The organism is Chitinophaga vietnamensis, from assembly GCF_902167635.1.
GTDB lineage: Bacteria > Bacteroidota > Bacteroidia > Chitinophagales > Chitinophagaceae > Chitinophaga > Chitinophaga vietnamensis.
This window is the reverse complement of sequence record NZ_CABHMS010000001.1, coordinates 480,013-492,731: the sequence shown is the minus strand read 5'-3', so window position 1 is coordinate 492,731 and position 12,719 is coordinate 480,013. Positions and strand designations below refer to the sequence as shown.

At 47.3% G+C, this 12,719-nt stretch carries 12 protein-coding genes; 2 read left to right on the top strand and 10 right to left on the bottom strand.

Annotated elements, in window-relative coordinates; all coding sequences use genetic code 11:
- Nucleotides 1-28 precede the first annotated feature (28 nt).
- From FPG75_RS02105 to FPG75_RS02080, 6 genes are all read right to left on the bottom strand, one after another.
- Nucleotides 29-1,249 carry an NADH-quinone oxidoreductase subunit D gene (locus tag FPG75_RS02105; protein WP_143304884.1) on the bottom strand — a complete coding sequence of 407 codons (1,221 nt, stop codon included), beginning with the start codon at nt 1,247-1,249 and terminating at the stop codon, nt 29-31.
- A gap of 12 nt (nt 1,250-1,261) precedes the next feature.
- Nucleotides 1,262-1,777 carry an NADH-quinone oxidoreductase subunit C gene (locus tag FPG75_RS02100; protein ID WP_143304883.1) on the bottom strand — a complete coding sequence of 172 codons (516 nt, stop codon included), beginning with the start codon at nt 1,775-1,777 and terminating at the stop codon, nt 1,262-1,264.
- 112 nt (nt 1,778-1,889) lie between these two features.
- Entirely contained in the window at nt 1,890-2,453 is a 564-nt protein-coding gene (locus FPG75_RS02095) for an NADH-quinone oxidoreductase subunit B (protein WP_143304882.1), read from the bottom strand.
- A 23-nt stretch (nt 2,454-2,476) separates the two neighbouring features.
- Nucleotides 2,477-2,872, bottom strand: coding sequence for an NADH-quinone oxidoreductase subunit A (locus tag FPG75_RS02090; protein WP_143304880.1), 396 nt, complete (start codon nt 2,870-2,872; stop codon nt 2,477-2,479).
- A 211-nt stretch (nt 2,873-3,083) separates the two neighbouring features.
- Nucleotides 3,084-4,820 (bottom strand): tetratricopeptide repeat protein, encoded by a 1,737-nt coding sequence (locus tag FPG75_RS02085; protein ID WP_143304878.1) that lies wholly within the window; start codon nt 4,818-4,820, stop codon nt 3,084-3,086.
- A gap of 36 nt (nt 4,821-4,856) precedes the next feature.
- On the bottom strand, nt 4,857-5,723 hold the full coding sequence (locus tag FPG75_RS02080) for a substrate-binding domain-containing protein (protein WP_236652904.1): 867 nt from the start codon (nt 5,721-5,723) through the stop codon (nt 4,857-4,859).
- 655 nt (nt 5,724-6,378) lie between these two features.
- On the opposite strand from FPG75_RS02080, the gene FPG75_RS02075 reads away from it, so the two are divergent.
- Nucleotides 6,379-6,816: a low molecular weight protein-tyrosine-phosphatase gene (locus tag FPG75_RS02075; RefSeq protein WP_236652700.1), complete on the top strand. Its 438-nt coding sequence runs from the start codon at nt 6,379-6,381 to the stop codon at nt 6,814-6,816.
- An 18-nt stretch (nt 6,817-6,834) separates the two neighbouring features.
- Nucleotides 6,835-8,184, top strand: a complete 1,350-nt coding sequence (gene hisS, locus FPG75_RS02070; RefSeq protein WP_143304876.1) for a histidine--tRNA ligase — start codon at nt 6,835-6,837, stop codon at nt 8,182-8,184.
- 42 nt (nt 8,185-8,226) lie between these two features.
- Here hisS and FPG75_RS02065 read toward each other — a convergent pair whose 3' ends face one another.
- The 4 genes from FPG75_RS02065 to FPG75_RS02050 all read right to left on the bottom strand — a co-directional run bounded on the left by FPG75_RS02065 (nt 8,227) and on the right by FPG75_RS02050 (nt 12,706).
- The gene (locus tag FPG75_RS02065) at nt 8,227-10,245 is read right to left on the bottom strand and encodes a protein-disulfide reductase DsbD family protein (RefSeq protein WP_143304874.1); all 2,019 of its coding nucleotides are present in this window, start codon (nt 10,243-10,245) and stop codon (nt 8,227-8,229) included.
- 108 nt (nt 10,246-10,353) lie between these two features.
- Nucleotides 10,354-10,809 (bottom strand): protein-disulfide reductase DsbD domain-containing protein, encoded by a 456-nt coding sequence (locus tag FPG75_RS02060; RefSeq protein ID WP_143304873.1) that lies wholly within the window; start codon nt 10,807-10,809, stop codon nt 10,354-10,356.
- A 35-nt stretch (nt 10,810-10,844) separates the two neighbouring features.
- Nucleotides 10,845-11,537 (bottom strand): phosphoribosylformylglycinamidine synthase subunit PurQ, encoded by a 693-nt coding sequence (purQ, locus tag FPG75_RS02055; RefSeq protein WP_143304872.1) that lies wholly within the window; start codon nt 11,535-11,537, stop codon nt 10,845-10,847.
- Between the two features lie 188 nt (nt 11,538-11,725).
- Nucleotides 11,726-12,706 carry a hypothetical protein gene (locus FPG75_RS02050; protein ID WP_143304871.1) on the bottom strand — a complete coding sequence of 327 codons (981 nt, stop codon included), beginning with the start codon at nt 12,704-12,706 and terminating at the stop codon, nt 11,726-11,728.
- Between the last annotated feature and the right edge of the window lie 13 nt (nt 12,707-12,719).

Genomic DNA, 12,719 nt, shown 5'->3' with positions numbered 1-12,719 from the left:
TTATCTTCAATAAAATTGCCGGATACCTTTAGGCATCCAGTTCACCTGCAATCAGGTTGAGACTACTCATACAGATGATCGCATCGCTCAGCATTGCCCCTTTCACCATTTCTGCATAGGCCTGGTAATAGATGAAGCAAGGACGACGGAAATGCAGCCTGTACGGGCTACGGCCGCCATCACTGATGAGGTAGAAGCCCAGCTCGCCGTTAGCGCCTTCTACGGCATTGTAAACTTCGCCCGGTAAAATTTCTGTTTCACCCATCACGATCTTGAAGTGATAGATGAGCGCTTCCATTTTCGTATATACGTCCTTTTTATCGGGGAGATAATAAGCTGGTACATCTGCGTGATAGATATCTTTCGGCAGATCTTTCAGTTTATCCATCGCCTGACGGATGATGCTGATACTTTCCCACATTTCGGCATTGCGCACCAGGTAACGGTCGTAGCAATCGCCGGTAGTACCTACCGGGATAGTGAAATCGAAATCCTGGTAAGAGCTGTAAGGATTAGCTACGCGCACATCGTAATCGATGCCGGCCGCACGGAGGTTAGGTCCGGTGAAACCATAGCTCATGGCTCTTTCGGCGCTGATGCCTCCTACTCCTTGCGTACGGTCGATGAAGATGCGGTTGCGGGTCAGCAGTGTTTCAAACTCTTTCAGCGCTTTCGGATATTCTTCCAGGAAACGTTCTATTTTCTGGAAGGCGGCATCGCTGAAATTCCTTTCAAATCCGCCAATACGGCCGATGTTGGTCGTCAGGCGGGAACCGCATATCTCTTCGTAAATTTCGTATATGAGTTCACGGTAGGTCATCAGGTATACGAAACCTGTTAACGCGCCGGTGTCCACGCCAATTACTGCGTTACAGATCAGGTGATCTGCTACGCGCGCCAGCTCCATGATGATCACACGCAGGTAGTCCACACGCTTGGGCGTTTCGATGCCCAGCAGTTTTTCTACGGTGAGATGCCATCCCATGTTGTTGATGGGAGAAGAGCAATAGTTCAGACGATCAGTAAGAGGAGTGATCTGGTAGTAAGGACGGCGTTCTGCGATCTTCTCAAATGCACGGTGGATATAACCTACCGTGGATTCGGCGCTCACAATGCGTTCGCCATCGATTTCCAGAATATTCTGAAACACGCCGTGGGTGGCAGGATGCGTAGGACCCAGGTTCAGCGTGGTGGTTGTTTTTTCTATGGAGCCTTCCGGCAGCTTTATATGTTGTTTCTGCTCTAACATATCCTTGTAGTATTAAATGTGTCCACCCCGACCAAACATCTCGTCGTCTTTATCAATACGCATGGAGTCTTCCAGCGGAAATTCCTTACGCATGGGGAAATAGGTCATTTCGTCCACGTTCAGGATACGTTTAAGGTTAGGATGCCCAACAAAGTTGATTCCGAAGAAATCATAGGTTTCGCGCTCCATCCAGTTTGCGGATTCGTAAAGGCTGGTGGCGGTGAACACCTGCGGGGAAGCCACGGGTGCAAACACTTTCAGGCGAAGCCTTATATTATCAATGAAATTATGCAGGTGATATACCACTGCCAGTTCTTCTCCTTTTCTTTCAGGATAGTGTACGGCGGTGATATCCGTCAGAAAACGAAAACGCAACTCCTCGTCATCAAACAGGAATTGCATTACTTTCAGGTTATAGTCCTTCTGAGCGGTAAAGGTGAGCAGGCCAAACGGCTCTTCGAAGCCGGTAAGCACATCTCCAAACTTCTCCGTGAGGCGTTGCTGTATGCGTTCGTTTGTTAAAGACATTAACAAAAATTTCGGATTTACGAATTGTCGGATATAGGATCAGAATGCAGGACGACGATACACATTAAATAATGGATGGACCATTCACACTTTCCGATCACTGTTCACCGGATTACTTGATACCGTAGGATTCCATCAGTTCCTTGTAACGGTCTGAATTGCGGCGGCGCAAACTTTCGTTGCCTACCAGGTCCTGTATCCTCATGAAGCCGTCGATAATACCTTCCGGCCTGGGAGGACATCCAGGTACATATACATCCACCGGTATTACCTGGTCGATGCCTTGTAATACGGAATAAGTATCAAATATACCACCACTGCTGGCGCAGGCGCCTACGGCCATTACCCAGCGGGGCTCTGCCATCTGCAGGTATACCTGGCGTACGATGGGTCCCATTTTTTTGGAGATCGTACCCATTACCATCAGCAGATCGCATTGGCGCGGTGTGAAAGCCATACGCTCTGCGCCGAAGCGCGCCAAATCATAAGTGGCAGCCATGGTAGCCATAAACTCAATACCACAGCAGGAAGTAGCAAAAGGCAGCGGCCAGATAGAGTTCTTGCGCGCCAAACCAATCGCCTTATCAAAAGAAGTAGCATAAAACCCCTCTCCTGAATATCCCTCCGGGATCTCCACCACTTTCACCTTTGTATTATATTGAACCGGACGAGCCATTATTTAAGATTTTAAATTTAAAATTAGTCTTCCCATTTCAATGCACCTTTCTTCACAATGTAAATGAAACCACACAGGAAGAAACCAACAAACATCAGCACAGCTGTAAAGCCTTCCCAGCCAAGGTCTTTGAAATTAACAGCATACGGGTAGAAAAAGATCACCTCCACATCAAATAACACAAAGAGAATAGCGGTAAGAAAGTATTTGATGGCTACTGGCTGGCGGGCATTTCCCTTCTGTTCAATTCCACTCTCAAAGTTAATAAGCTTATCGCTTGTTTTGCGCTTTGGCCCCAAAAAGTGAGTAGCAAGCATGGTTATTCCAACGAAACCTACAGCAGCAATTAATTGCAGTACGATAGGGAAATAGCTGAAGGGCGTAGTCGTCGCTGACATTAATACAGTGTCTGTGTACATAAGCTTCCCGATAAAAAAAATGTCCGAATGCGCAAAAATACTGCAAGTAAACCAAAATTCAAATCTATAAAGCAGTAAAATATTATATTTTTTCACCAACCGGAAACCCCGAAGCCTGTCCGTGTCCCGGCGGTTTTCTTTGCAAATTATATATTACAAAAAAAGCGCTACTGAACTAACAGTAGCGCTTTTCAATATGTAGACAAGCAATTTATTTCTTGTTCTGGTTGTTGGATTTAGCAGGTTTCACCGCTGGTTTAGCGTTGCTGGACTGCTGTACATCTTTGATCTGTTTAACCGTTGGGTTGTTAGGATCGATCGCCAGTACTTTGTCCATGTAAGTCTGGAGGTTAGCCTTGTCTTCTTTGTTATAGTAGTAGATCATCATGTACTGGTAAGGGTACATGAGCTGGGAAGGCTTGTTCAGCTTAGCTTTCTCAGGGCCATCTATTTCAAAGAATTTCTGGAAGTAAGGCACTGCCAGTCCTTGTTTTGCATCAGCGTCGCGGGCCATGTTGGCGCGGCCTCTCCAGTACAATCCAAATGCTTCCTGTTCAGGATATTTGGAGATGAAGGAACCGAAGGTAGAATCAGCAGCGCTGTAATCGTGCGCATACATTTCCATGGTACCTTTCCAGAAATAGTCCTGGATCTTGTTGGTGTTGGCTTTCTCATCGAAATCGTTCACCAGTTTGCCATACCATTCAGCAGAACGTTTGAAGTCGTGCAGCTTTTTGAAAGATTCCGCTACGTTACGGTAAAGATCAGCATCTTTAGTGGTATCGGAAGCGGCGTATTTTTCGAGATAGGTAGAAGCCAGTGCATCGTTAGCGGCAGCCTGAGCGGAGTCAGATACGCGCACGCGGCCATAGATCTCGCTGAGCAGTTTGTAATCCAGTGGTCCCAGTTTGCTGTCGCCAACGCTTTTTGCGTAATCGTCCATTACTTTTTTAGCGTTGAGGGAGTCGCCTTTCTGGAGGTAAGAGTCGCCGATCAGGCGGCTGAATTTACCTTTGTAGGCAGCATCAGCACCGGCAAGGGCGGCTTTGCCTTTAGCGATCGCAGCGTCATAATCTTTCTTGAAGAAAGAGATAGAAGCAGCGTAGTAGTCATTTTTCAGTTTATCTGCAGGATCAGCTACCGCCATGTATTTCTGGAGATAGTCAGCAGCCCTGTTCCAGTCCAGCTGGTCTCTCTTCTGTGTGGTGTAGAAGAGGAACAGTTCGTGGAAAGCGGGGGCATAGTTGGGATCCATTTCGGTAGCTTTGGTGAAATCAGCCACCGCTTCAGCTTTCAGGCGGGCGTTGTAGTTTACGAGCCCTTCTTTCATCACGGCTTCGGCGTTCTTGGGATCCAGCTCGAGCGCTTTCTCATAAGTGGAGATCGCCTTACCACCGTTTTCACCGCCAAGGTAACGATAAGCATCACCCAGCTCGATATAGTCAGCAGCAGTAGGTGTGTATTGTTCTTTTTTCTTGCGGCCTTCGTTGTTGAGGAGTTTTTCCATCACAGAGAGCGCGTAACCGCGGTCACCGCCTTTCACTTCTGTGTTGGCATCAGCGATCGCGCGGGCAACATCGCCATCACGGCCCTGTGTAGCGGCGCTGGCAGCTTCAAATTTTTGTTTGGCAGCAGCAGCATTACCATTGAGCAGATCGATACGGCCCATACCTGCCTGCAGTAAAGCAGAAGTAGGAACGGCCTGCAACCCTTTCTGGAAAGTGGCCGCAGCAGCAGCCTGGTCTTCCAGGGCAAGTTGCGCTATACCCATGTAGTAATAGGCTTTGTCGTCAGTAGGTTTCGCAGCTACTACTTTCTCAAAGGTCTGTTTTGCAGAAAGGTTTTTACCATAATACAGGTCTTTCAAACCATCCTCTACAGATTGGGCCATCACACTACCTGAGGAAGCGCACAGCAGAGCTACGATTAAGCTTGTCCTTCTGTTCATTTGCAATCTGATTTTAGTTTTAGTTGTGTTGTTTTTTTACTTGATATTGGCTTCCCTGAAAACCACATTCAATCTCGCCGGATATAGCCCGAACTGCTTGATCACAAGCTGTCCTTCATAACTGCCCAGGAAAGAGGCGAAGCCGGAACCTAATCCCTGATAGGGTTCTTTCAGACAATAATAGAACCCACGTTTCAATGGATAGGAACCGATACCGATATAAGCCTGATACGGCCTAACAAATTCCGAGCCACCATCTGCACGCAGCTTTACTACGGTGACCTTGTTCGTAAAAGATAAAGACAGGGAATCAGCGGGGTCGGAGATCCAGCTTACACCTATCACACCCAAAGCATCTTTGTTCTTGGCTACGTAATCTATCACTTCAGGATTTGTTTTCGCCGCCATGGTGTTGGCTGGCAAAGGTTTTCCCTGGTTGATGGAATCCTTTATATAACGTACGGTGCTTGAGTTGGCATTGTCAAACACCAGTTGCCATTTTCTGTCTTCAGCAGCAGGATTCCCTGCCATGATCGCCCGTACCTGGTCCATCGTAAGGATGGAATCAGGATTTGCATGATTCACTACCAGCGCCAACGCATCCCAGGCTACCAACAGGCTCCTTGGCGTAATGTTGATCTGCTTGAAGTAATCTTTCTCCTGGCTGTTGAAATCGCGGGTAACGATCACCAGGCGGGCACTATCGTCTAAAAGATCTTTGAAACATTCTGCCTCCGGCTTATACGTCGGAATAACGTGCGCCTTCGGATATAAGGACTCAAATACTTTGATTTCCGAATCAAGCAAAGGCTTGTAAGTCTCATCCACACTGATCTTGATCGTCCCTTCCGTCGCAGTATCCAGTTTCTTCGCATTCGGGTTACTGCAGGCCGCCATTAACATCGCCACTGACGCTAAATATACGGCTTTCGTTTTTGTAAAGCTGAAAAACATATTACGCTCCTCCAGTCGCTTAGTTCCTGTTAAAAAAAAGTTTTCTTGCTCCATTATACATCCTGAAAAGACCATACAGTAATAATACTACTCCGATAATAGTCATCCAGGTTGGAGATAATCGAAACTCTCCCAAGCCCAGCTTCTCTGCAAATATTGCGAACAGACCAAAGAGAATAAAGAATAAACCCCTGATCAATTCGCCCAAAGGCCGATATTTATTTTCGATGCGTCTGTTTGTTTGTTCGTCCTGCATTTCCATGATTGCGATTTACAAGTATACAAAAAAATATTTTTTAATCAGGCATTCAAAAGTTTAGAAGATTGTTAAAAAAAACCTTTCAAGACCCGCTCATTTGCAACCCCAGCCGCTGTTTGAAGCTTTTTTCATCTCGCAGTTTTTTTACAGATAAAAATCAGGATATATATGCAAATTAAAGACAAATCACTGTTAAACCCTTGCTGGCGAGCCTTTTATCTGCTCCATCTTCCCATTATATTTTATCATAACTTTTTATGATAATCTTTAAACCAAGATGCAAATGAGTAAACATTTCCATAATATCTTGTAGGTTTGCGGGCTGATATTAACATATTTTTTCGCATGAAGATCTTGATGGTATGCCTCGGAAACATCTGCCGGTCGCCACTGGCAGAAGGGATCATGAGGCATCTGGCAGCAAAGCAGCATCCCTCCTGGGAAATTGATTCGGCCGGCACCGGCGGCTGGCACGTAGGCGATCCGCCCGATCACCGCTCCGTGAAAGAAGCCCGCAGACATGGCATCGATATCTCCGGCCTGAGAGGACGGCAATTCCAGCAGGCCGACTTCGATCACTTCGACCGCATCTATGTGATGGACCGCAGCAATTATACAGACGTACTGCGCAAAGCACGCAATGAGGCCGACAAAGCCAAAGTCCATTTCCTGCTGGAAGCGCAACAGGAAGTGCCAGACCCCTGGTACGATGATGCGCTCTTCGCACCTGTGTATAACATGATCTACAAAGCCTGCGAAAGGATTGTAAACAATGAACAATAAAACTTTAATTTTTTTGAGATGATAAAACCCGGCATTCCTAAAGGCACCCGTGATTTTGGCCCGGTGATCGTGAGAAAGCGTAACTATATTTTCCAGACCATCCGCGAAACCTTTGAGGTATTCGGCTTCCAGCCGCTGGAAACGCCCGCCATGGAGAACATGTCCACCCTCACCGGTAAATACGGCGAAGAAGGCGATAAACTCATGTTCAAAGTGCTGAATAATGGCGAAATATTTCCCAAAGCACAAAAGGCAACCAATACCCGCGAACTGGTAGCTGCCATCAGTGAAAAAGCTTTGCGCTATGATCTCACCATTCCCTTCGCACGCTATGTAGTGATGAACCAAAATGAACTGGCGCTCCCTTTCAAACGCTACCAGATGCAGCCCGTATGGCGTGCAGATAACCCGCAAAGAGGCCGCTACCGCGAGTTCTATCAATGCGACGCCGATGTGGTAGGCAGCAATTCCCTCATCAATGAAATTGAATTACTGCTGATTTACGATACCGTATTCACCAAACTCGGCCTGCAAGGCTATGAACTGCGCATCAACAACCGTAAAATATTGAGCGGCCTCGCTGAAGTGATCGGCAAACAAGACCTGCTCACCGATATCACCATCGCCATCGATAAATTGGATAAGATCGGGGCTGATGGCGTGAGAAAAGAATTACAGGAACGAGGCCTTAGCGACAGCGACATCGCTACCATCGAAAAGTTCCTCGCCATCTCCGGCAGCAGCGATGAAAAACTCGCACAGCTCAGCACCCTGCTGCAAGCCTCTCCCACCGGCCTCAAAGGCATTGAAGAGCTTTCTTTCGTGATCAACGCAGGCTATACGGATTTCAATACTACACCCATCATCGATGTCACCCTTGCACGCGGCCTCAACTACTACACCGGCATGATCGTAGAAGTGAAAGCACCGCCCACCGTGAAAATGGGCAGCATCGGAGGCGGTGGCCGTTATGATGACCTCACCGGATTATTCGGTCTCAAAGGTATCTCCGGCGTAGGCATCTCCTTCGGTGTAGACCGTATTTATGATGTGCTGGAAGAACTGCAACTCTTCCCTGAAACTGCACAGCAATCTACCCGAGTATTATTTCTCAATCTTGGCGAAGCCAGTACCCGAGCGGCTTTCAGGCACCTCGGCACATTGCGCGCCAAAGGCATCGCAGCGGAACTGTTCCACGAAAATGCCAAGATGGATAAACAAATGAAGTATGCCGACAAACGAGGCATCCCTTATGTAGTGATCATCGGAGAATCTGAGCTGCAGGAAAATATGCTCAGTGTGAAGAACCTGCAAACAGGCCAGCAGGAGAAGGTTTCGGCAGATAGTCTATCGTCTTATCAATTCTAACATAAAATAAAAAACCCCGCTCTTCGCGGGGTTTTTTATTGATTATTTACCAGTGCGTTTAGCAAATTCTGCTTTGGCAGCGTCGAGGTATTTTAAAAACTCTTCCACATCTTCCTTCGGATCATAGCCATAACCTTTGTTCACCAGGGCCTTACCTTCCAGATCCACGGGAATGTAGTATGGCTGCGAATTACGGTTGAAGTGCATCGCTTCCAGGTCGAGATTGCGCTGACCTACATTCTGCACTTTTGTTCCATCAAATTTTGAAACAAATTGCTCGTTTTCAGGCAATGATGTTTTTTCATCTGTATACAGTGATGCCACGATAAATTCGTTGCGGAGCACTTTCATCACTTTAGGATTGGAAAGCACCGACTTCTCGAATTTGCGGCAATTCACACAGGTATGACCCGTGAAATCCAGCATCAGTGGCTTGTTAGCGGCCTTTGCTGCTGCCAGCGCTTCATCGTAGTCAAAGAAAACATTTTCCACACCCGGAATTTCGGAATGCAGGATACCCACCAGTTTTTTAGGTTTGATGGTATTGGCGTTATTATTACCAGATCCGCCACCAGCACCACTTTCCAGTGCTGCCTGTATATCTACCAATGATCTGTTCAGATTAAAATCCTGTGAACCTTCATGTGGCAAAAATCCGCTGATACCTTTCAAAGGCGCGCCCCACATGCCCGGGAGCATGTACACCACAAAGGTGAAAGTAATGATCGCGAAACACAGGCGGGTAACCGTCAGGAAAGGCACGTCGCTGTCGTGGCTCAGTTTTATCTTACCAATCAGGTACAATCCCAGGAGGCTGAAGATGGCGATCCACAATGCGAGGAAAATCTCGCGGTCCAGCATGTTCCAGTGATAAGCCATATCTACGTTCGACAGGAACTTCAATGCCAGGGCCAGTTCCAGGAAGCCCAGCACCACTTTCACTGCGTTGAGCCATCCACCTGATTTGCCGATCTTGTTCAACAAACTGGGGAACAATGCAAACAACGAGAACGGAATGGCCAGGGCCAGCGAGAAGCCAAACATCCCTACCAGCGGGCCGGTGTTACCGCCTTTCGCCGCCAGCACCAACAGGTTGCCGAGAATAGGACCAGTACAGGAGAAAGATACAATCGCCAGTGTAAGCGCCATAAAGAAGATGCCCACCATGCTGCCCATGCCTGCTTTGGAATCCGATACGCTTGCCCAGGAACTCGGCAGTGAAATCTCGAATGCACCCAGGAAAGAAAAGCCGAACAAGAGGAAGATCACGAAGAAGATCATGTTCGCGACCCCGTTGCTGGCAAGGCTGTTCAGGGCGCTGGCGCCGAATATTCTGGTGATCAGGAAACCCAGGAACGTATAAATCAAAATGATAGACAGGGAATAGGTAAATGCATTTTTGATACCTTCTGCCCTTGTTTTGCTACGTTTGGTGAAGAAGCTCACCGTGATCGGGATCATGGAGAACACGCAAGGCGTGATCAGCGCAATGAAGCCACCACCAAAACTGGCGAGGAAGATCCACCACAGCGATTTGTTGGAAGCATCATCTTCCGCTATATCATTTTTTGGCGCAGTAGCGGCAGTAGTAGCATCAGTAGCGCCTTTGGGTATCTCCACGCTGAATTTTTCTTCTTCAGGTATGGCATCCTGGCCTTTGAGCGCCATGTAGTTGATTGTGCCGGAGAGCTTGTCGGTCGCGCCTTTCAGCTTCACGTCGGCCAGCAGTTCCACTTCGTTTTCAAAGTATTTTACTTCGAGGTTATCGAAGAGTGGTTCTTTCTTATTTTCAAGCATACCCTTTTCCGTGATGCCGGTAATGGCGCCTGTGGCGCTGTCCAGCACTACCCTTGTATTAGGATCATCGTTACCCATGGTAGTGGAAAAGAGCTGCCAACCCTTTTCTATGGCGCCTTTCAGGTGCAGCACATATTCCTGGTCGCTCTTTTTTTCTGCGGAGTATTGCCATTTCACAGGCTTAGGCCCCTGTTCCTGCGCTTTTGCGGACAAGGCAAAAACAGCGAGAACAGGTATTATCAGTAATGAAAGCAGGTGCTTCATAAAGTCAATAGGCTTTAAATAATATAGGTGAAAGAAAACTACAAACGAGTTCCCTGATGGAGGAACTCGTTTGAATAATCATTTTTATCTGTAATGACCGGGTGCAATTTATTTTCCTCCCACACTCACCGTAAATTCCAGTTCTTTTGGAGGCAGGCACTGGTGGTCATCGCATACCATAAATTCCACGGAACCTTTTACTTTGGTGGCAGCTTTACCTTTCACGGTTACTGTTTGAACGAAATCCACGGAGTTTTCGTAGTATTTCAGTTCGGAGTTGAAGTTTTTGTCAAAAGCCTTGTGCAGTTTACCGCTTTCTTTCACTTTACCGGTGGTAGCTGCCAGCGGGTTTTTAGTGAATTTGAAAGAGGTAGGAACCGGGCCTTCACCTGCTTCCTGTGCGTACAGGTGCCAGCCAGCGTCGATGTTGGCGGTCATGTGCACTTCGTAGGTAGTGGCGTTTACTTTCTTGGAAGAGAAGTTCCATTTCACCGGGTTCTCGATCTGTGCGCTCGCCAGAATGGGCAGCGCAAACAAAGCCAGTACTGTTAATAATTTTTTCATGCTTTTCTTTTTAATTGGTTGGTTGGTTGATTTTATCAGTTGTTGTTGATTAAGCTCTGGAAGATCAGCTGACCGTCGGTATTACCTAAGATCGCGCTGGTGGCTCTTTCCGGGTGAGGCATCATTCCAAATACATTTCTCTCTTTGTTGCAGATGCCTGCGATATTATGGATCGCGCCATTGTAGTTGGCTTCATCAATGATATTGCCAAACTCATCGCAATAGCGGAAGAGTACCTGGTTATTTTTGAAAAGGCTGTCGATCGTTGCTTCATCAGCATAGAAACGTCCTTCGCCATGGGCGATGGGTATCATCAGCGGGCGGCCGGTTACATCTTTAGTGAGGGAAGCGGTGGTATTTTCGCTTTTCAGATAGATATTTTTGCAGATGAACTGCTGGTTACGGTTCTGCAGCAGTACGCCTGGCAGCAGGCCCGCTTCGCACAGCACCTGGAAACCATTACATACGCCGATCACACGGCCACCTTTATTGGCAAACTCGATCACGCTCTGCATCATCGGGCTGAACCTCGCAATAGCGCCGCAACGCAGGTAATCCCCATAAGAGAAACCGCCTGGCAATACGATACAATCTTTTGTGCTAAATGCGCTCAGGTCTTTATCCTTGTGCCACAGCTCTATAACTTCCTGACCCAGATCGTAGCGCAGGGAATCAATCATATCATGATCACAGTTAGAACCCGGAAAGGTGACAACACCAAATTTCATCTGAAAATGTTTTGTGTTTATGTAGTAAAAAATGCTTAAAAATGATTCGCTTCCCGGCGTTTCATATCACAATTATCTATCATGACAAAAATACCTGGAAAGCACAAAATTACTTCGCCATTCGCAATTTTCCAGTGCCGCTCGTCCCGTTTTAACAAATTACTGTAAATCAGTATTTTAAAATGATGCTACCGGCTAAAGTATTGCATCACGATCACATAGGCCAGCGTAATAAAATGGATGATATTCGCGAAGGTTTCATTGGTAACAGACCAGAACACGTTGCCGGCAAACATGGATATCGGCAATACTGCCAGCACCCAGTAGGCCGGAGAGAAATGCACATTGAAAAACGGCACCAGCACCGCCACCAGCACATAAATGATCAATGCCGCCCATATCTTGCGCACCTGTATCAGCATCTTCTTCAAAGGACGCTGCAACAGCAGCCAGCCAATCACAAAGAACAGCAAACAAGCCACCATGGCGCCCCATACCTTATAATCAGTGATCATCGGCAGGGAAAAGCCGATGTTCGGGATCTTGCGCAGCAACGTCATCTGCCCCGTCAAAAACAGATAAGTGCCCAGCAAGTACAAAGGACAGATCAACCCCAGCAGCGCAATGATCCACTCCGCCAGCCGGAAAGCCCGCATGATCAGCATACTCACCAGCAGCAACACACAAAAGATAATGGCCGGAAAATAGAACAAGCCGCAGATACCCAATGCAAAACCAATATTGAACACCACATCACGGGCGGAAGTACGTGTATACAGCTCCGTTATACTGGAAAATACCCAGAGCATGATCATATTCACCAGCAAGGCCGGCGAAAACACGTTCCACGACTCCAACATGGAAGTAAACAACAGGAAACACATCGCCGGCAGATAGGTAGGCTTGGCAAACAGGCGATGGTGATTGATGATGCGGGTGAACAGCAGCGATTGCAGCAATAAAACCAGCACCGTAACAGATGTGAAAAAGAGAGGACTATCGCCCACCAGGCTATGCAGCCAGCGGGTCAGCAGTCCGTACAATAGTCCTTCCGATCCATCTGCCACAAACGTTTTCGGATGGATCAGGTAAAAAAACTTGATGATCAGCGTGTATATCAACAACAGCAATACCGTAAGCGGATTGCCTGAACGGAAAAATCTTATCACAGTGCAAAGGTGT

Coding starts and splice junctions, on each gene's coding strand:
- FPG75_RS02105 (WP_143304884.1), bottom strand. CDS start 1,249: ATGTTAGAGCAGAAACAACATATAAAGCTGCCGGAAGGCTCCATAGAA.
- FPG75_RS02100 (WP_143304883.1), bottom strand. CDS start 1,777: ATGTCTTTAACAAACGAACGCATACAGCAACGCCTCACGGAGAAGTTT.
- FPG75_RS02095 (WP_143304882.1), bottom strand. CDS start 2,453: ATGGCTCGTCCGGTTCAATATAATACAAAGGTGAAAGTGGTGGAGATC.
- FPG75_RS02090 (WP_143304880.1), bottom strand. CDS start 2,872: ATGTACACAGACACTGTATTAATGTCAGCGACGACTACGCCCTTCAGC.
- FPG75_RS02085 (WP_143304878.1), bottom strand. CDS start 4,820: ATGAACAGAAGGACAAGCTTAATCGTAGCTCTGCTGTGCGCTTCCTCA.
- FPG75_RS02080 (WP_236652904.1), bottom strand. CDS start 5,723: ATGTTAATGGCGGCCTGCAGTAACCCGAATGCGAAGAAACTGGATACT.
- FPG75_RS02075 (WP_236652700.1), top strand. CDS start 6,379: ATGAAGATCTTGATGGTATGCCTCGGAAACATCTGCCGGTCGCCACTG.
- hisS (WP_143304876.1), top strand. CDS start 6,835: ATGATAAAACCCGGCATTCCTAAAGGCACCCGTGATTTTGGCCCGGTG.
- FPG75_RS02065 (WP_143304874.1), bottom strand. CDS start 10,245: ATGAAGCACCTGCTTTCATTACTGATAATACCTGTTCTCGCTGTTTTT.
- FPG75_RS02060 (WP_143304873.1), bottom strand. CDS start 10,809: ATGAAAAAATTATTAACAGTACTGGCTTTGTTTGCGCTGCCCATTCTG.
- purQ (WP_143304872.1), bottom strand. CDS start 11,537: ATGAAATTTGGTGTTGTCACCTTTCCGGGTTCTAACTGTGATCATGAT.